Raw genomic sequence first — 20685 nt, 5'->3', positions numbered from 1 at the left:
TTAGGATTTCTTACTCACTCTCTTATTATAAAAGGTATACGATTGCTCGTATACCTTTTGTGTACCTTTATTACTTAGCAACGAAATAATCCGTTACATATTGTGCCCAAACTTCATGCCCTTTAGCACTTGGGAAACCGAATTCTTCTGTTAAGTATGGCAGGATAGCCTTCGTTGATGCATCAGGCCATACTCCCCAATGATCCACATATGTATAACCATTTTGCGTCGCAAATTGCTTTAACGCCTCAATTGCCTTTGGATAATTCTTCGCACCATACACTGGGTTTGGTGGTTGAATCATAATCGTAGCACCCTTTGCACTAGTAGAAAGTGCTTGAACAAATTTCTGCGTACTCGCAACAGAGTTTCCATTACCAGTTTTACCATTGTCCGTAATAAATGGCGGTTCGAATAAAATCACATCTGGATTATCTTTCGCAATCTCTTTATCACGCTTATTTGCGATTAACTCTTCTGTGCTTTCACCCTTATATTCCTTTACCGTCACATTCCATAAACCTTTACCGTAAGCAGTCTCTAAATTAGCCGTTAACTTAGCTGCCCAAGCATCTTTTTCAGATGAAGTAGCTTCATCACCAACAATAACAAGATTTACTGCCTTCTTATCCTCAGCAGCTTTCTTTAACTTCTCTTTCACTGCATCTGGTAAATTCTTCGCATATGCTTCATTAAAAGATGACTTCGCATCTTGTTTTTTCTCTGTTTTCTTCTCTCCACTATCTTTCACTTCAGACTTCGTTTTCGTTACTTCACTCGTCTGCCCTGTCGCATTCGCGACTTTCTTATTCCAGTACAATTTACCGCTCACAACCGAAGCGATAAACAATACAAAAATAACTAGGACAAGTACTGCCTTCTTATTCATCGATTCACCTCATCTATTAATCTCACAATATATAATACTAATATAAATTCATGCAAAAATAAACCCAACTCCTACCAAAGGAGTTGGGTTATTACATATTACTTAGTCACTTCAAGATGCGCTCTTAACTTATTCGTAATATCTTGTTTCGCTGCATCTGGAACGTAGTAGTACCAAATACCATCAGCGGCTTTATGACCGTCACCTGAGATTTGGATATCTTCACTATTTTTCAAGCAATCTTTATAGTTCTTCTGCATATCAAACATTTGATCTTGCGTTAAGTTTGTTTTCACGTTCTTTTGAATCGCTGTTAACACATCACCGTAGCTTGATAAAGAAGAGAAGCTTGCGCCTTTCTTAATAACAGCCTGCATTACTTGACGTTGACGCATTTGACGTCCGAAGTCACCGCGAGGGTCTTCCTTACGCATACGTGTGAATGCTAGAGCTTGGTCACCTGTTAAGTGGATATTCCCCTTTTTGAAATGATGCTCCCCAAGAGAAAATTCTAAATCATTATTCACATCAACACCGCCAACCGCATCAACAATGTCTTTAAATCCTTCCATATTCACTTCAATATAATAGTTAATCGGAACATTCAAGAATTTTTCCACTGTCGCTACAGACATGTCTACGCCACCAAATGCGTAAGCATGATTGATCTTATCACTTTTCCCTTTTCCAACAATCTCTGTATACGTATCACGGGGAATACTTACAGTTTTCATTGAATTATTTTTGGGGTTTAATGTAATAACCATTAAAGAATCTGAGCGACCCTTATCTTCACCACGTTCATCAGCTCCTAGTAATAGGATAGATACAGGTTCAGATTTGCTGATTTTTGCTGTTTCCGAACTATTGGAATCTTTATCACGTTTTAATGGTTGATGAACTTCATTTAATGTATTTGAGACTTTAGAATATACATTATAAGCGTATACTCCTCCACCTATAATCATTACCCCTATAATTCCTAGTATCCATAATAGGATTTTCTTTTTCATTCCTTTAGCCCTCTTTCAATTTATATAATAATCCCTTATTTCATATCTACTCAAGAACAATTTCCTATCAAAAATATCGCCTTATTAATTTATACTACTTCATTTCCTTTATAAACCTTGGAGAAATATGTGATTTTTTATAAACCGAATAAATAAGTGAAGCCGTAACGACTCCACTTATCTTCTATTTTTATTAACACCATAAAATCACATTTATAACAACGTCTTAAATTCATTCTTCAAAAAGACTTGCATATTTCTCTTAAAAGTTTCAATTTCTTGTTCAGAAATTTTTTCATCTCGAATAACCTTTTGTTGAGTAGCTTGTTCAATTAAGGATAATCCCTTAATATCTGAATTTTCTTCCCTTGGAATAACATGTATATGAAGATGCCTCACAACTTCACTAATCGTTACAGTATATACACGTCCTGCCCCTAACTCTCTTTTTAGAAACAAAGACACCTTTTGGATAATTAGTCCTAGCTCCAGTAACTCATCGCTTTTTAATTCATACCAAGATTCTACATGTCTTCTAGGTTCTATATATACGTATCCCAAGATTTGTGATTCTACATTCCCCAAAGATACAATCATATTTTCCCCTTCGAAAATTACATTCTTCTTTATACAATGGTTTCTACAAATTACGCAATTATCCATAGTTATACCTCACTATATAAAATCTTCGATTACTATACTTTTTTAAAAACTCATTCCTTTTACATTACAAAAATTAAATATATATCCCTACTGAATAATTTTTTCTTTTTTATTTAAGTAATCTGTTACAAGATTATTATAGTCTAATTGTTTCTTCAGTATAACTTCTATCATTTCTCTTACTGCACCATGTCCGCCCTTATTTGTAGTAACATATGTAACATGATTTTTTATATAATCTACTGCATCACTTGGGGCAAAAGATATTCCTACCTCTCTTATTATCGAATAATCGTTTATATCATCACCCATAAAACAAATACATGTTCTATCAATATTCAGTAACTCTATTATTTCTTGAAGAATTTTTTGTTTATCTTTTATACCTTGATAAACAAAATCTATCCCCAATTCTTTAGCTCTTATTGTAACTGCTTCAGATTTCCTTCCAGTAATAATGGCAAATTTAATTCCAGCATATCTCGCTAAACTAATGCCCATTCCATCCTTTACATTAAAGCTCTTATATTCATTCCCATTAGAACCAATTAATAAACTGCCATCAGTTAAAACCCCATCAACATCAAGTACAATTAATTTTATTTCGCTTTTCATTATACTTAAATTCCTAACTTCGTTAAATTTTGGAGATGAATCATTGAAACTGGCTGTCTATATTCATCCACTATAGGCAACACATTAATTCTTTTTTCTTCCATAATCCCTAAAGCCTCTGCGGCTAATGTACTTTCACTAATAGTTATAGGATTTTCATTATAAATTTTCTCAATTGTTTCCTCTAATGGATTAACCCCTGAAACCAAGGCTCGTCTTAAGTCACCATCTGTAAGAATTCCAATAATTTTACCTTTCTCATTAACTATACTTATTGCACCTAGCCCCGAAGATGTCATTTTAAAAATAACATCTTTTACACTGGACTCACGAAAAGCAATTGGATTTTTATCATAGTCTTCAATAATATCTCTTATCGTTAATAATAATCTCTTACCTAAAGAACCTCCTGGGTGAAAGACTGCAAAATTTTCTGGTTTAAATTCCCTCGCCTTTAATAAAGCAATTGCAAGAGCATCCCCAAGAGCTAGGGTTAGTGTTGTACTAGTAGTTGGTGCCAATCCTAATGGACAAGCTTCTTGTACTTTTCCAATACTCAATACTCGATCAGCCTTTTTCGCTAATGTTGAATCTTCATTACCTACTAGCCCAATAATTTTAGCACCAATTCTTTTAACAGATGGTACAATATTAAGGACCTCTTCCGATTCTCCACTGTTAGAAAGTGCTAATACTATATCAGTTGATGTTACCATCCCTAAGTCGCCATGTAACCCTTCTGCGGGATGTAAAAAAAATGAGGGGGTTCCAGTACTTGCAAATGTAGCTGCCATCTTTTTACCAACAATACCAGACTTACCAACACCAGTAATTACAAGTCGTCCTTTACATTCTAGTATCATTTCAACTGTTTCATTTATGCCTTCACTAATGTTATCACTTAATTCAAGCAAGGCCTTCGCTTCTTTAAAAAGGACGTCTTGAATATCCTTAGAATAATCACTCTTAGTAGTTCTATTAATTAATTTAGACATCGATGGACTCCCTTTACAATTATTTAATTCCTTTTACAATTTTATCTATATCAACAATTGGTTTTAACACCTCTTCTAGATTTTCAAGCTTAATCATATTTGGTCCATCAGACCAGGCGCTATCTGGGTTTGGGTGCACCTCTGTAAATAACGCATCCATTCCTACAGCTGCTGCCGCACGTCCTAAGTAAGGTACAAATTCTCTCTTTCCACCAGTAGTGGTTCCTTGCCCTCCCGGAATTTGAACGCTATGTGTTGCATCAAAAACAACAGGTACTCCTAATTCTCTCATCTGTGGTATTGAACGCATATCAACTACTAAATTGTTATAACCAAAAGTAGACCCTCTCTCAGTAAGAAGAATCTGTTCATTACCTGCTTCTTGCAATTTAACGATAACGTTTTTCATATCCCATGGAGCAAGGAATTGCCCTTTTTTAACATTAATAATTTTATTTGTTTTTGCCGCTGCAATTAGTAAGTCTGTTTGACGACAAAGGAATGCTGGAATTTGAATAATGTCCAAGACTTGTCCAGCAAGCTCCGCCTGACTTGCCTCATGAATATCAGAAGTAACAGGTATACCAAATTTCTCTTTAACATCTGATAATATTTCCAAGCCCTTCTCAATTCCAGGACCTCTATTTGAAAATATCGAGGATCGATTAGCCTTATCGAAAGATGCTTTAAAAACAAACGGGATATTTAGCTTATCTGTAATTTCTTTTACAGCTGCAGCAGTTTCCATTACAAGTTGCTCACTCTCAATTACACAAGGACCTGCTATCAATACAAAAGGATTATTTCCACCGAATGTAATATTATCATTTAATTTTATAGTCTTAACCATATACTATTTCCTCCATTAATCTTTCGACTTTTTTTATATCTTCTGGAGTATCTACTCCTACAGCCTCATAGGCAGTTTCAACAACTTTTATACTATAACCATTTTCAAGAAGCCGCAACTGTTCCAGCATCTCTATCTTTTCAAGTTTAGATTTTGATAACTTTACAAACTCAGTTAATATTGGTCGGGGATAGCAATAAATACCCAAGTGTTTATACAAATCAATCTCTTCAGCACCTCGATTATAAGGAATAGGGGATCTGGAGAAATATAAAGCCTCATTATTATTTGCTGTTACAACTTTCACTATATTGGGATTATCTATTTCTATTTCATCTTCTATCTTTTTCATAGCCGTTATAACGCTACTAGTATCATTCTTACTTTCCTTTATAACTTTATCAATAAGTTCTGGATGAATAAGTGGTTCATCACCTTGTATATTGATAAATATGTCCCCTTCAACCTTTTCAGCTACTTCCGCAATACGATCCGAACCTGATTCATGATCGGCCTTAGTCATTATAACCTTTCCACCAAACACATTTACACTATTCAAAATTGACTCGTGATCGGTTGCTATTATTACTTCATCAACTAAATTAGCCAAACTTACTCTCTCGTAAACACGTTGAATCATGGGCTTACCCTTGATTTCAGCTAAAGGTTTTCCTGGAAAACGAGTAGAACCATATCGGGCTGGTATTACTGCAACAACTTTCATTTTTTTATCCTACCTTTCCTTGTTAGATACTTTATTTAAGAATCCACATTTCTCTTATTTTTTGTTCTATAAATCTTCTTTTGTAAAACAAAGCAGTAAATGTTATACATGCGATGATCAAACGAACAATAAGAAAATTATAAAGGGTCATAAGAAAAATACTAATAGCTATAAATACAATTGATACCTGGATAAAGAATCTAATATCATATATACTATTACTCTCTATTTTTTTCATAAACAAGTAGTGAAGTATCATAAAAACCAAATAACCTATAGCAGTGGTATACGCCGCTGCAATGAATCCCAGCATAGGTATAAAGATGTAATTAAGTAGTATATTTAACAATGCGGCACCTACAGTACAAATCATAATAAATACCGTTTTTTTATGATAAAACTCTATGTTAGTGAAGAACCCCGTAACAACAAAGAAATATAAACCAATAGTAACAGGAGGAATTATCCACATAGCTTCAGAATAACTTGGTGGTGCTAAGATACTTATTATCTCAGGAGCAAAACTAATAAACATAATGCTAACAACACCATATATGACTAAAATGTAGTTTGCCACCTTGCCTATCTCTTTATATTTTTGTTCTTTCATTTTTTTTAAAGTAAATGGAGATAGTGAGGAATTAATGGCCGCATATATAATTTGAAGAATTGATGCGGCTGTATAACCTAAGGTATAAATACCAGCCTTATCTACCCCTATAATATTTGCTATCATAATGCGATCAGCCTGCGATAAAACAAAGAAAGATAAGTAATGTGGTATGAGTGGTAAATTAAAAACAAGCACATACTTCCAGTACCGCAAATTAACTGAACATTTCGCACGTAATAAAATATAAATGTAGATCATGCTATTAACAAATATATTTATAAGCCCACTAATTACTATCACAATAGTAGCTTTATCTCCTGATATGTGTAGCACTGCAATAATTGCTATTATTTGAGATGCCATAGCTGTTAATACAGTTACTACAGTTAATCCTTTGTATTTGTAGTCAAATTTTTGTTCAGCCGACCAATATCCAAGAGCCGGATTTACCAAAAAGCCTATAAACATTATTGTCATTTGTAAATTAGATAGGTTAGTTATATTAAGTACACTATCCTTTAAAATTAAAAATATTATATACCACACACCTGCAGAAATACTTGATAGAATAAGAATTGAAGAAGCAAATCTAGCTTTATCCTCTTTAAAATCAAGTAATCCATTACTAAAAACACCTGCAGATAATGAAAGAGTAACAACCACCGTCAACGCTGCTTGCCATGCATTAAACAAACCTATGGTTCCATAGTCAGTCTCACTCATAATTCTTGTATATATTGGAGTAACTAAAAAACGTATTCCAGCTGTAAGTATACTAGATATTAAAAACCAAAAAGAAGCCTTAATAGGCGCTGGTGTATTTTTATATTTATTGATAATTGACATTATTCTCATCCACATTACCCTTCAAAAATGTTAATTCATCCAGATTGACTCGTTCAAAGATTTCTAATTTCCCACCTCGAGATGCATTATATATTTTCACACCGTTTTTTTCTGCATATTCTTGTGCAACTTTATACGATTGTGCCATTAAATATCCTGCATTAAGATCAGTTTGTGTTATATAATCTTTTAAATAATTTTTCCCCTTTTCTGTATAATTACAATCTACACCTAACAAATATATTTCTTTAAATCCCATGTACACAGCCAATTGCATTAGGGAATAGGTTATGGTAAATCCATCGTATATTACGGAAAAAGCATCGTCACTAAATTTTGTGAAATGCTTTAATTTGACTCCATTATGATCTAACAAATTTAAAGGATACGCAATAAAATCACCTGATATTGGAGGTGAAAGTTTTTTAGTAGATATCCCACAAAATGTATATGGCATATTTGCAGTAGAAATGGCTTCTTTTAACTTCTCATAAGCTCTTAAATCTTGTATCCCATAATAAGTCGGTCTCCAGCTCATATCTCCATAAGACAATACAATGGAATTCATACTAAATGTAGATTCATTTTTTAACATTTCTAAATCCTCTAGCTTTAAACTTGGGCCTGTTGCTACTATAAAACAACGTTCACCTTTATGCTTATCCTTAAATCCCTTAAGTTTTTCATAATTATATCCACTGTAGATGCCATATTTCCTAAGCATACGAAAAAAATTAAATGTCATAATTCTAGGCATATACCTGAAAATCCAGAGAAGGGAATAATGAATATATTTATTATTCTTAATCACTCTCTCTTTTATTACTTTAATCATCCACTTTCCCTCCATTTGGATAACTATCAATATGTTTATAGTTGATTTGTTGGTTATGCCTTTTCCTAGTTACTATTTTTTCTAATAACCACATAAATATCGGTATCCATAACAATACCCTTGGTATTTTAGTAATAGTAGAACGCACTGAAAAAATTATATCTATACCAGCTGGAATAAACATAGCTACCTTATAATAATTCATCTGCTTTAAGTTTTTTTCGATATATTGGCTAAATAATTGAATTAAGAAACCATATATAGCTATACCAAAGATACCCTTAGTACCAAAATCAAAATAAAAATCTGCTATATACGATCCTCCAAGATGCCAGATATCCAGTCTCTCTATTAAATTATATTCAGTAAAATTGATATTACTAAATATACTTGATACGAATGGAATTGCAGACATACTAGCAGTAACTATTTGCATTCCACCTGCATAATCTACCAATCCATTACTACCGACTTTTTCTATAACCTCACAAACAACATTTATCGTCAATCCGAACTCTTCAAGGGTTCCTAAAATAGGATTACTTTGATTAGATAATAACCCCTCATAAATCTTGTCAAAACTTAAACCATAGCTTCTTGTATTTCTAATCACAATAAATAAGGACAAGATAAAGTACCCTATAAAACTACCCAAAATCACAAATTTTCGATTGAATTTTTTTACAGAACTATGATATAAATATAACATAATTAGTATATTTAATATTGCATATGCCCTCATGCCAGTGAACATTGTAATAAATTTATATAATATATAAATTATCAAGATGCATTTCGCTTTCCATTTGTGATTTTTATTAGAAACCATAAGCAAAAAAATTGCCGGATTAACTAAATAAGATACATATCTTAAACCTAAATTCACCCCAAACTCATGAACAGAAGAATATCCTCCTGCACCCATTTGCTTGATTTGATTAAATAATAGATATAAATCTATTGGAAGTGAAACAACAAGCAAAATAGCACCTAACACACCATAGTATTGTTGATTTTTATTTATTCCTTTCACACTAATACTAGGATTTTCTTTCCCCTTAGATTTCTTAGCAAGCATCATACCCAAAAATAAAGAAGCTACACTAAGCATGCTAAAATTCATAACTGCTCTATATATATCTTCCCCATATTTATATAAACCGACACCATATGCTAGATCTACAAAACTATAATTAATTGAGAGTAGAAACAAATGTGAAAAATGGAATACATACGAAAATATTAAAAACATCCCTGCGATTGATATTATATTAATCCTTAAATATTTCATAAAGATTAATTGTATAAATATTGTTATAAGCAATGTTGCATTTATATATATCATCCATTTCTCATAGCTAAGGCCCTCTGTCCGCTTCAAAATCAACCACAGTATCCCAATATATCCCAAGTAAAGAAATGCCAAAAGCATCTTATTGGTTTTTTTTAGCTTCACACACCTTCCCCCTCTGCATATTTCCCGTATATTTTTTGAATCCCCTTAACCGAACTTTCCATTTCATACCCTGCTTGTTTCATCTCATCAAAAGTATTCTCCCTTGTATCATCATCTGAATACTTAAGAATTTGTTCCGTCCAATAATCAACTGACTGAGTTAAAGATACAAACTCTACTAAGTTTGTAACTTTTACTTCCTTTGTTATCGTATCTGCAACTATACATGGCAAACCTGCACTTTGAGCCTCTATTAACGAGACTGGTAGCCCCTCATAATGGGATGGCAATAAAAATACATCCATAGCCTGTAAAATTTTATTTACATCATTTCTAGCACCTAAGAATTTAACCTTATTCTCAAGTCCTAGCTCATAAACCTTATTTTTTATCTCTTCCTCTAATTCACCATCACCGATAAGTAATAATGCAGTATCTTTTCTGGTTTTCACTATATTTTTATAGACATCCAGAATAAAACTATGATTTTTTTGATAAGATAGTCGGCCCACATTACCAATTACAAATTTCCCTTCAAGGCCAAGTTCCTCTCGTATTTCTTTCCTAACTGTAGGATTAAAGTTATACTTTTTGACGTCTATAGCATTATTAATCACAGTAAAGTCAGCCTTTTTTCCAAATAAAGATTTACCTGCTAATTTCGAACAAGCAAATAGCTCTGTTGAAAATAATTTAAATGGAACTCTAAAAAATGGGATTATTTTTTCGTTTTTTCCGAAACTTGTATTATGAGAATGACATATTCTTCCTGGAGTGCGTGCTAAGGTTCCAGCTATAGCAGAAAATAAGGCTGCTTCATTAGTATGTGCATGAATAACATCATATTTCTCTGTACGTAATATCTTATATGTTTCAGATATAAATTTCCCAATTCCCTTTCCACTACGTTCTATGAAATAAATTTTCGAATCGTATTTTTCAAGATCTTTTTTACGACTATGATCTAAACCATTAAATAATACAAAATCAATCTTAAATCTTGAGTGATCTATATTCTTATGTATATTTAATACAACACTCTCCACTCCTCCGGAGCCAAATGCACCAAGTATATACAAAATTTTCATTTGAGCCATAGAGAAATCCTCATCTTTCATTCTTTAATATCTAAAATATAATTATTAATAGCTTTTTTAAATTTTTCATTATCTGCATTTACATCTAATAAAAATTGATCACACGAATCATAAAACTCTTCCCAATCTATATTTCTATAGTAATGATAAATATCATCACAAACTGTATCAGAGTTTAAATCCACACTGTAACCAAATCCATAATTACATGCAACTTCCTCCATATACGTATCTGGTGAAACTAGGATAGGTAATCCTAATAAAGCTGCATAATATAACTTATTGGATAAGGCATAATCGAGGAGCATCGAATTATTTCCATAGAGATTATTTATCATATCAGTCATTTTATAATAATCCATCGTTTTTTCTGGCGGAAATCGGTCGATAAGATTAACATTGCTGACTTTTAAATTTTCACAATATGAACGTAATGCAAAAGCATCTGCACCAATGAAGTTTAAAACAAATCTTTGATCGTTTGCAAATCTAGCTATCACCTTTTTATTTTGTTCATGAAATCTAATCAAACCTATAAAGGAGATACTAATTTTATTCTCATTTATTATCTTTGTATTTCTAAAATCACGGATAGTAGATTTAGAAATACTGATATCATTATGAGATAAAACATAATCATACTTTGGCAAAAAAGATTCGTAACCCTTAGAAGAAATAACAGCTAAAGCCGAATGCTCTATCAAATCCTTTTCAAGAGCATAAAACAATGGATTCTTTTCCATAGTATAATCGCGAATATCAATAATATATTTCTTTTTATAATATTTTTTCAATACACCTTTCAACAGAATACCAGTTGTTGTGTGAAGAACAATTACTCCATCATAATTGTTCTTCTCTAAAATGCTTTTTGCAAATGCCCTAAATTTCATATAGCCTACTAACTTCTGTTTTTTGCTTAAATTTTCATTCATTTGATATTCAAAAGGAAATAAATTTTCAGCCGACGATGTCTCTTTTACACCATGCCTATTCCAATATATTACATCATAAGGATTATCTATATTTTCTTCATACTTTGATAGATATGGAACTAGGTACATATTACTTAAACAAACAAAACATATTTTAGCTTTCATTGCTTAGGCCTTTCCCCAAATTACTTTATTAATTATTTTTGTATAGCTTTGAATTAGCTTAATTACTTTTGTAGATACATTAGTATCAACATAATCAAGTGCAAGTACTGTTGCTTCTGAATTCTCCCACATCGCACGTGATAGTTCTACAGCTTGAATAATATCTAACTCTTTGATTCCCCCAACAACTACTGTGCCCTTATCAAGAACTTCTGGGCGCTCTGTTGAAGTACGGATAAGCACACCTGGGAATCCAAGAATTGCAGCTTCTTCAGAAAGAGTACCACTATCTGAAAGAACACAAAATGAATTTAATTGTAATTTATTATAATCAAGGAATCCAAATGGCTTTAACTGCCTAATTAGAGGATGGAAGTTAAAGCCACGTTCCTCTATTTTTTTCCAACTCCTTGGATGTGTTGAATATACTAATGGAATTTGATATGTTTCTGCAATTTGATTTAAAGCATTCATTAAAGACATAAAGTTTTCTTCATTATCTATATTTTCTTCACGATGCGCAGATACAACAATATACTTTCCTTCTTCTAAATCTAACTCTTTTAAAATACTACTTTTTTGTATTTTATCCATATGCTTATGGATTACCTCTGTCATTGGCGACCCTGTAACAAAGATGTGTTCTCTGCGAATCCCTTCAGAAATTAAGTGTCTTCTACTGTGTTCAGTATACGGTAGATTAATATCTGATGTATGATCTACAATTTTTCGATTAATTTCCTCTGGTACATTTTGATCGAAACATCTGTTTCCCGCTTCCATATGGAAAATTGGTATTTTTAAACGTTTTGCTGGAATAGCCGCAAGGCAACTATTTGTATCTCCTAAAATAAGAAGTGCATCCGGTTTTTCTGTTTCTAGAACTTCATAAACTTTAGCAATAATATTCCCCATCGTTTCACCAAGATTTGAGCCTGCAGCATTTAAATAATGATCCGGTTCTCTTAAGCCTAAGTCTTCAAAAAACACTTGGTTTAATGTATAATCCCAATTTTGTCCTGTATGAACAAGAACATGATCGAAATATCTATCACACGCTTTAATAGTTTCCGAAAGTCTTATAATTTCCGGTCTAGTACCAATAATTGTCATAACTTTTAATTTTCCCATGAATTATACCTCCAAAAAATAAGTGTCTGGTTTTTCAGGATTAAAACATTCATTTACCCACATTACTGTCACAAGATCATTTTCCCCTATATTTACAATGGAATGTGTATATCCAATTGGTATATCAACAACTTGTAACTTTTCCCCATTCACACGATATTCAATAATATCATCTGAATCTATCTTTCTAAATCGAATTAAACCTTCACCACTCACTACTAAAAACTTTTCGTTTTTGGTATGATGCCAATGATTCCCTTTTGTAATTCCTGGTTTGGATACATTTATAGAAACTTGTCCTCTTTCAGCCGTTCTAATAAATTCCGTAAATGAACCTCTATTATCAATATTCATTTTAAGATCATATGCAAACTCGTCTTCAGGTAAAAAACTCAAGTATGTACTATAAAGCTTTTTAGTTAGAGCATCTCCCATGTTTGAAATACTTAAATTCCCCCTACTTTCTTTAAAGTTTTTTATAACATTTGCTAATTCTCCAAGCTTAATCTTATGTGTTATAGGAACAAAACAATGCTCATCCTGTATAGTTGGATTCTGCTTCAAAGCCCTTAAAAACTCTTCCAAAACATCATCTATATAACAAAGATTCAGTTCTACATCAGGATTATTTACTTGAATATCTAAACCTCTGGAAATATTATGACAGAACGTTGCTACCACCGTATTGTAGTTAGGTTTACTCCACTTCCCAAATAGGTTTGGGAGTCTATATACATAAGCTTTAGCACCAGTTTCTTTAGAATAATTGAATAATTCCTCCTCACCAGCTTTTTTACTTTTTCCATAAGGATTATTATTTTCTGCCTGAATGGAAGAAGTAATAAGTACAGGGACCTTATTACCATGCTCTTTTAATAAGTTTAGCAATTGAGATGTAAATTCAGCATTTCCTTCCATAAATTCTTTTTCATCCTTAGGTCTATTCACACCAGCTAAATGGAAAACAAAATCACATTCTCTCGTATACCTTTCAAGTAATGTAATATTATCTTCTCTAGAAAATTCGAATACATCTTTATACCCCTGATTTCCAAGTTCGGCAACGAGGTTTTTCCCAAGGAAACCCTTTGCACCTGTAACAAGAATTTTCATTAGTTATCCCGCCCTTTAATTCATTGAATAAATATTCGTCTTATTCCATTCCTTAAGTTCTTGTTTTACATACTCTAATTCTAATAATTTTTCTTTAATTTGCTCAATATCAAGGATTTGTGTATTATCTGAATTATATTCTCCAACAGTAGTAAGTTTTTGATTTCCTTCTGCAAAATACTTATCATAGTTAAGATCTCTTCGGTCCGCAGGAACCCTAAAGAAACCACCTAAATCTTCCGCTACCACGTATTCTTCCTTCGTCAATAATGTCTCATAACGCTTCTCTCCGTGGCGTGTACCAATTACTTTAACTTCATTATCAACATTAAATAATTCCTTTACAGCTTGAGCAAGATCACCAATGGTACTTGCAGGAGATTTTTGGACCATAATATCCCCAGCTACAGCATTTTGAAATGCAAATACTACTAATTCTACTGCCTCTTCTAAGCTCATCAGGAACCTTGTCATATTAGGATCAGTCACAGTTAAGGGTTGGCCCGCTTTAATTTGTTCTATAAATAATGGAATAACTGATCCACGTGAAGCCATAACATTACCATATCTCGTACCACAAATAAGTGTGTTCTCTGGAGATACTGTTTTTGATTTTGCCACAAACACTTTTTCCATCATCGCTTTCGAAATACCCATAGCATTGATTGGATAAGCAGCTTTATCTGTAGATAAACAGATAACTTTCTTCACATCATATTCTATAGAAGCTGTTAGTACATTATCCGTACCTATAATGTTTGTCTTTACTGCTTCTAACGGGAAAAATTCACATGAAGGCACCTGTTTTAATGCAGCTGCATGAAAAACATAATCTACACCATGCATGGCATTTTTAACACTTGCTAAATCTCTTACATCTCCCAAATAAAATTTAAGTTTGTCATTTGTATAGAGTTTTCTCATGTCATCCTGTTTTTTTTCATCACGTGAAAAAATACGAATTTCTTTTATATCAGTATCTAAGAATCTTTCCATCACCGCATTACCAAAAGATCCTGTACCTCCTGTGATTAGTAGTGTTTTATTTTTGAACATACTTACTAGCCCCCTCTAATTTTATTTCATTTAATAAGTTATTCAGTCTCTCCATATAAATCTTTTTAGAGAAATTACAATCATAGTAATTCCTCGCATTTTCTCCATATAACAAATGTTTGTCTGTTTCTTTAGCAAAATTCCTTATATTATTAGCCAATTCTATATAATTCTCTGCTGAGGAACATAATCCACAATTCGCCTCATTTATAACAATTTGAGTTTCTCCGTTTATCGCACCTATAATAGGCTTTCCAGCAGCCATATACGATTGAACTTTATTAGGTAATGTATATGATATTACTTTATTTTCCTTTAATGTAATTAAGAAAGCATCTGCCATCTCATAAAATCTTGGCATTTCTGTAATAGGGTATTGCCCATGGAATATAACATTATTAATTTCTAAATCCTTGGTCAGTTCTTCACATTTTTTACGTGAAGATCCATCTCCTACAATATGAAACTTAATACCACTATCTTTTTTAAGTTCATTTGCAGCATAAATAATTGTTTCCACACTTTGCATTTCACCTATGTTACCTGCAAATACTAAATTTATAATTCCATCTTTTTTATTAATAGAATCAATATTTTCAAATAATGCCTCAGCGTATACTGGAAGGTGTGTAATGTTACTCTTAATATTTAAAGTATCTTTAAAATACTCCTCAAACAATTTAGAACTTGTAAAAATCTCATCTGCACTTTTATAAATCCATTTACTTATTTTTAACAACACTCTATATACTTTACTATTCGGCGAAATACCAGCCGATGCAATACTCTCAGGCCACAAATCATGGCAATATAATACAAGGGGCTTCTTCGTCATTTTTTTCAAAACAATACCAGGTATTGCCATCGTTACAGGAGAAAGTTGATACACTAAAATAAGGTCAAAATCCTTCTTCATAAAGATGGATTTTAATGTAGAAGATATAGCGAAACTAATATAATTTAGAGCTAATCTTTTAGTCCCTTTTCCCCTTCCAAGGAGCCATGAACGTATTACTTTCACTCCATTTATTTCTTCTTTTCTATTTTTAAATACTCTATATCTTTCATCTACAATTCCACTAGGGTAATTAGGAAGCCCTGTTAGAACAGTTACTTCATGTCCTTCTCGTACTAGTTCAGAACAAATATCATTGACTCTAAACTGTTCAGGAAAAAAATATTGACACACTACAAGTATTTTCATTATGACTTTACTCCTAAACTCTTAATATTGCTAAAAAGCTGGTTTTATTAATTATTCCCTTCTTTAACACCTTCACTTTTAGCTACACTAAGTATTGTTTTAAAACATATTCTAATATCAAAAACAAAATTTATTTTTTGAACATATTCTCCATCTAGCTTAGCTTTTATATTTATAGGTAATTCATCCCTACCATTAACTTGTGCCCAGCCAGTAAGGCCTGGACGAATATCATTTGCATTATACATATCACGTTCTTTAATTAAATCATATTGATTCCAAAGCGCCGGTCTAGGACCAACTATACTCATCTCACCTTTAAGAATATTCACAATTTGTGGGAGTTCATCTAAACTTGTTTTACGTAAAAAACGACCAACCTTAGTAATATATTGATTTGGATTTTCTAGAAGATGTGTAGGTGTATCATTAGGTGTATCTATTTTCATTGTTCTAAACTTTAGAATATAAAACTCAGATTTATCTTTTCCAATTCGACATTGCTTAAATAAAACTGGACCTCTCGAATCAATCTTTATACACAAAATTAATAATAAAAATATAGGTGATAGAATTATTAATCCCATTAATGAAATAATAAAATCCATCACACGTTTCATATAATTTATATATAGCATTTTTCACAACCCCGATTATATTAATTTACACTTTAGGTTATTTTTAATATCTTGTTAATAAAAATGAAGCCTTTTTAATTTACAAACACTTTATTATTAGCTATATCCAATAACCGTTCCCTTATTTCTTCTTTACTCATGTATTCAAAATCATGCATAAACTCCAATAAAATACCTTGATCCATTAAAATAGCTTTCCCCACATGAATCTTCGGAAAAATCTGTTCTGGATGTATTTCACTTTCGTTTAATAGCTCTTCGTACATTTTCTCTCCCGGTCTCAATCCGGTAAATTCAATTCCAATTTCTTCAATGGAATATCCCGAAAGGGTAATAAGATTTTTTGCTAAATCAACAATTTTCACTGGATCCCCCATATCAAGGACAAAAAGTTCTCCACCTTTAGCTAACGTTCCAGCTTGAATCACTAGTCTTGAAGCCTCTGGTATTGTCATGAAGTAACGAATCATATCTGGGTGAGTAACAGTTACAGGTCCACCCTTTTGGATTTGCTTCTTAAATAATGGGATTACACTTCCCCTACTACCAAGAACATTCCCAAACCGAACAGCAACGAACCTTGTATTATTACTCACCGCTGCCAAATGTTGTACAAGCATTTCTGCGAATCTCTTTGTTGCCCCCATTACATTCGTAGGGTTTACAGCTTTGTCTGTAGAGACCATTACAAACGTATTTACTTTAAATGTATCAGCTGCTTCTGCAACATTTTTTGTACCAAAAATATTATTTTTCACAGCCTCTTCAGGATTACGTTCCATTAAAGGTACATGTTTATGTGCAGCTGCATGATACACAATGTATGGCTGATGTTTCTTCACGATTTCAAAAATTTTATGACGATCTTGTACATCAGCAATTTCTGTAGTAACTTCAACCGAATTCTTATATGTAACCCGCATTTCCATTTCTATGTTATAAATACTGTTTTCACCATGCCCTAAAAGAACAATTTTTGCTGGTTTATATTTCATCACTTGGCGGCAAATTTCTGATCCAATAGATCCACCAGCACCTGTTACTAAAATTGTTTTACCTGCAATCTTTTCTCCGATTCCCGCATCATCTAATTGAATTGGTTCCCTACCTAATAAATCCTCTACTTGTACATCACGCACTTCATTGACAGACACTTTACCATCTAGAAGATCTTCAAGCATTGGTACAATTTGAGTTTTAGCTTTTGTTTTTCTACACTTTTCAAAAATCTCGTTTATTTGTTTACGATTTAAAGACGGAATAGCAATAATAATGTGTTCAATATCATTATCTTCTACAACTTCTTTAATATGATTTGTTGTACCAATGACTGGCACATTATAAATTTCCAATTTTTGCTTATTTCTATCATCATCGACAAACGCAATTGGATATAAATCTGCTTCCTTATTATGTAGTAACTGTCTAACTACCATAGTGCCTGCTGAGCCTGCACCAACAATTAATGTGCGTTTCTTATTAGTCGGTTTAGTAATATACGTATCACGGAACATACGCCATACAAAGCGAGAACCACCTATTAATAATAAATGTAGCATCCATGCGATAGCCAAAATTCGAACATAAATATCATGATTTATAATTTGTTGAACAATTGCTGTTACAATTATAGAAAGTGTAATTGCTTTAAATATTTGTTTCAGTTCTCCAATACTTGCATATTCCCATGCCTTGTTATAAAGCTTATAAATAGCCGCAAAAATATGATGACTACATAATAATGTAATAGAACTAATAATTACTGTCACAGGAATTTTACTTAATATATTGGGATGCACAAACCAATAACTTAAATACACGGCAGTTAATACAATGAATGAATCTAATAATGTTAATAATGAGAGCCGTTTTCGATAACTCAATATATCTATCCCCTTCTTTGTTTAATTACTATCTTATTAATAATAAAAAAAGACATCCTTTTATGAATGTACCTCTTCTTTTTTTAAAAGTTTTGTTATATATTTCATCAAATCTGTTTTCAACTCTTCATTTTGAAGTGCCATTTCAATTGTCGTTTTAATAAATCCAAACTTCTCCCCAACATCATAACGAGTACCTTCGAAGTCATAGGCAAACACTCTTTGCAGTTCATTTAATCGTTGAATTGCATCAGTTAATTGGATTTCTCCACCAGCACCTGTTTGTTGATTCTCTAGGAACATAAAGATTTCTGGCGTTAATACGTAACGACCCATAATTGCTAAATTTGATGGTGCTGTACCTTCTGCTGGCTTTTCAACAAATTGACGCACTTGATAACGACGGTCATTTTGTTCAACGGGATCAATAATACCGTAACGGTGTGTTTCACCTTCTGGCACTGTTTGTACACCAATAACTGACGATTGTGTTTCTTCATATTGATCCATTAATTGACGTAAACATGGTGTTTCTGCTTGTACAATATCATCACCAAGTAATACCGCAAATGGCTCATTTCCAATAAATTTACGAGCGCACCATACTGCGTGCCCCAAACCTTTTGGTTCTTTTTGTCTTATGTAATGAATATTAATGTTTGAGGAGGCTTGTACTTTTTCAAGTATTTCATGCTTTCCTTTTTCTAAAAGATTTTGTTCTAATTCAAAGGAATGATCAAAATGATCTTCAATCGCACGTTTTCCTTTTCCAGTAACAATAATAATATCTTCAATTCCTGATTCTATCGCTTCTTCTACTATGTATTGAATTGTCGGTTTGTCGACGATTGGTAACATTTCTTTCGGCATCGCTTTCGTGGCTGGTAAAAATCTCGTTCCTAGACCAGCAGCTGGAATAATTGCCTTTTTTACTTTTTTCAATTATAGCCCTCCATATCTATTTATTTATATGTAACAATAACAAAAACCCTACCTATAAAGTCATGTTTATAACTCCATAGGTAGAGTTTCTATTACAAATAAATTATGGGCATCTAACCCATCCTCACGCCATACTCCCGACGACAAGCGTCTAAGGTAGGTTCGAAATAAAAATTTCTACCCACAGCACGACCGAGTGCCTCCGTTGATAACGGTTAGGAGACATCACCTGTTCTTTATTTAAAAGATGCCAAACAACTTTTTACGACGAATTTGTTCTGGATCTTCTTTATAAATTGCTTTTCCGCTAATTATTAAATACGGATTCTCTCTTAAATCATTCATAACATTTGCGCCAAATTCTTTCTCTATTAATTCATAGCTCTCTACTAGATGAAATCCTCTTGACGTTGTGTTATGCGCATCTGATGCGATCATATGAGTTAAATTATGTTCAACAAGTTGTAGTGAGAATTTTTTAATCTTTTTCCCGAATTTGCCTAAGAGACTTCCTGCCGTCACTTGTGTTAAAGCTCCCTTATTTACAAGGTTATATAACTTATCTGGCCGCTCGATTAACTCGGCATTACGTTCGGGATGAACGATAATTGGGATCATTCCTTTTACACGTAGTTCATAAAATAGTTGTTCTGCATAACGAGGTACATGATTAGATGGAAATTCAATAAATATATATTTGTTTGTTTCATTTAAAGTAACGATTTTACCAGCTTCATAGTCTTCTAATAAATCACCGTATAACCTGACCTCTTGCCCTGGTAAAACTTTCAGCGGGATTTCATGTTGTTGTAATTCATCATTTAATTGCTTCACTTGATGAATAATAGAAGTACGCTCATTTACATATTTTCCATTTTGATGATGTGGCGTTGCGACAATTGTATGAATACCTTCCTCTATTGCCTTTTGTGCCATCACTAAACTATCTGTTACTGTCTGTGCACCGTCATCGATACCAGGTAAAATGTGACAATGTAAATCTATCATTTTTTTCATCCTCC

The 20685-nt window shown here is 32.6% G+C and carries 20 protein-coding genes; all 20 read right to left on the bottom strand.

The window, feature by feature from the left end:
* Positions 1 to 70: 70 nt before the first annotated feature.
* Positions 71 to 889, bottom strand: coding sequence for an SGNH/GDSL hydrolase family protein (locus QCI44_RS01210; RefSeq protein WP_098591678.1), 819 nt, complete (start codon positions 887 to 889; stop codon positions 71 to 73).
* 98 nt (positions 890 to 987) lie between these two features.
* Complete coding sequence (tagU, locus tag QCI44_RS01205) at positions 988 to 1902, bottom strand: polyisoprenyl-teichoic acid--peptidoglycan teichoic acid transferase TagU (RefSeq protein WP_098506265.1); 915 nt, start codon at positions 1900 to 1902, stop codon at positions 988 to 990.
* A 213-nt stretch (positions 1903 to 2115) separates the two neighbouring features.
* Positions 2116 to 2565 (bottom strand): HIT family protein, encoded by a 450-nt coding sequence (locus tag QCI44_RS01200; protein ID WP_327812886.1) that lies wholly within the window; start codon positions 2563 to 2565, stop codon positions 2116 to 2118.
* Between the two features lie 87 nt (positions 2566 to 2652).
* Positions 2653 to 3180, bottom strand: a complete 528-nt coding sequence (locus QCI44_RS01195) for a KdsC family phosphatase (RefSeq protein ID WP_327812887.1) — start codon at positions 3178 to 3180, stop codon at positions 2653 to 2655.
* Between the two features lie 5 nt (positions 3181 to 3185).
* Positions 3186 to 4175, bottom strand: a complete 990-nt coding sequence (locus QCI44_RS01190) for a KpsF/GutQ family sugar-phosphate isomerase (RefSeq protein WP_327812888.1) — start codon at positions 4173 to 4175, stop codon at positions 3186 to 3188.
* Positions 4176 to 4194: 19 nt separating this feature from the next.
* Positions 4195 to 5025, bottom strand: coding sequence for a 3-deoxy-8-phosphooctulonate synthase (gene kdsA / locus QCI44_RS01185; protein ID WP_327812889.1), 831 nt, complete (start codon positions 5023 to 5025; stop codon positions 4195 to 4197).
* Entirely contained in the window at positions 5018 to 5749 is a 732-nt protein-coding gene (gene kdsB, locus QCI44_RS01180; RefSeq protein WP_353810976.1) for a 3-deoxy-manno-octulosonate cytidylyltransferase, read from the bottom strand. Before kdsB ends, kdsA begins: the two co-directional genes overlap by 8 nt.
* 31 nt (positions 5750 to 5780) lie before the next feature.
* A complete protein-coding gene (locus tag QCI44_RS01175) occupies positions 5781 to 7208 on the bottom strand; it encodes an oligosaccharide flippase family protein (RefSeq protein ID WP_179891540.1) in 1428 nt (475 codons plus the stop codon).
* Entirely contained in the window at positions 7192 to 8043 is an 852-nt protein-coding gene (locus tag QCI44_RS01170) for a 6-hydroxymethylpterin diphosphokinase MptE-like protein (protein WP_327812891.1), read from the bottom strand. The genes QCI44_RS01175 and QCI44_RS01170 overlap by 17 nt, the downstream gene beginning before the upstream one ends.
* Complete coding sequence (wzy, locus tag QCI44_RS01165) at positions 8036 to 9499, bottom strand: O-antigen polysaccharide polymerase Wzy (RefSeq protein ID WP_098485637.1); 1464 nt, start codon at positions 9497 to 9499, stop codon at positions 8036 to 8038. The genes QCI44_RS01170 and wzy overlap by 8 nt, the downstream gene beginning before the upstream one ends.
* Entirely contained in the window at positions 9496 to 10596 is a 1101-nt protein-coding gene (locus QCI44_RS01160; RefSeq protein WP_327812893.1) for a glycosyltransferase family 1 protein, read from the bottom strand. The genes wzy and QCI44_RS01160 overlap by 4 nt, the downstream gene beginning before the upstream one ends.
* 17 nt (positions 10597 to 10613) lie before the next feature.
* Positions 10614 to 11696 (bottom strand): glycosyltransferase family protein, encoded by a 1083-nt coding sequence (locus QCI44_RS01155; RefSeq protein WP_353810975.1) that lies wholly within the window; start codon positions 11694 to 11696, stop codon positions 10614 to 10616.
* A 3-nt stretch (positions 11697 to 11699) separates the two neighbouring features.
* Entirely contained in the window at positions 11700 to 12827 is a 1128-nt protein-coding gene (gene wecB, locus QCI44_RS01150) for a non-hydrolyzing UDP-N-acetylglucosamine 2-epimerase (protein ID WP_098485634.1), read from the bottom strand.
* Positions 12828 to 12830: 3 nt separating this feature from the next.
* Positions 12831 to 13940 (bottom strand): capsular polysaccharide biosynthesis protein CapF, encoded by a 1110-nt coding sequence (locus QCI44_RS01145; protein WP_353810974.1) that lies wholly within the window; start codon positions 13938 to 13940, stop codon positions 12831 to 12833.
* 15 nt (positions 13941 to 13955) lie between these two features.
* Positions 13956 to 14996, bottom strand: coding sequence for a polysaccharide biosynthesis protein (locus tag QCI44_RS01140; protein WP_353810973.1), 1041 nt, complete (start codon positions 14994 to 14996; stop codon positions 13956 to 13958).
* On the bottom strand, positions 14983 to 16200 hold the full coding sequence (locus tag QCI44_RS01135; RefSeq protein ID WP_327812899.1) for a glycosyltransferase family 4 protein: 1218 nt from the start codon (positions 16198 to 16200) through the stop codon (positions 14983 to 14985). The genes QCI44_RS01140 and QCI44_RS01135 overlap by 14 nt, the downstream gene beginning before the upstream one ends.
* A gap of 47 nt (positions 16201 to 16247) precedes the next feature.
* Entirely contained in the window at positions 16248 to 16838 is a 591-nt protein-coding gene (locus QCI44_RS01130; RefSeq protein WP_327812900.1) for a sugar transferase, read from the bottom strand.
* A 74-nt stretch (positions 16839 to 16912) separates the two neighbouring features.
* Positions 16913 to 18721, bottom strand: coding sequence for a polysaccharide biosynthesis protein (locus QCI44_RS01125; RefSeq protein WP_353810972.1), 1809 nt, complete (start codon positions 18719 to 18721; stop codon positions 16913 to 16915).
* Between the two features lie 60 nt (positions 18722 to 18781).
* Positions 18782 to 19663 carry a UTP--glucose-1-phosphate uridylyltransferase BpsC gene (gene bpsC, locus QCI44_RS01120; RefSeq protein ID WP_327812902.1) on the bottom strand — a complete coding sequence of 294 codons (882 nt, stop codon included), beginning with the start codon at positions 19661 to 19663 and terminating at the stop codon, positions 18782 to 18784.
* A gap of 240 nt (positions 19664 to 19903) precedes the next feature.
* The gene (locus QCI44_RS01115) at positions 19904 to 20671 is read right to left on the bottom strand and encodes a tyrosine-protein phosphatase (RefSeq protein WP_353810971.1); all 768 of its coding nucleotides are present in this window, start codon (positions 20669 to 20671) and stop codon (positions 19904 to 19906) included.
* Positions 20672 to 20685: the final 14 nt, after the last annotated feature.

The organism is Bacillus cereus group sp. RP37 (assembly GCF_040459695.1).
In the GTDB taxonomy this organism is placed as follows: Bacteria; Bacillota; Bacilli; order Bacillales; family Bacillaceae_G; genus Bacillus_A.
Note: the sequence above shows the minus strand (reverse complement) of the source record. Positions and strands in the feature narration are given on the sequence as shown.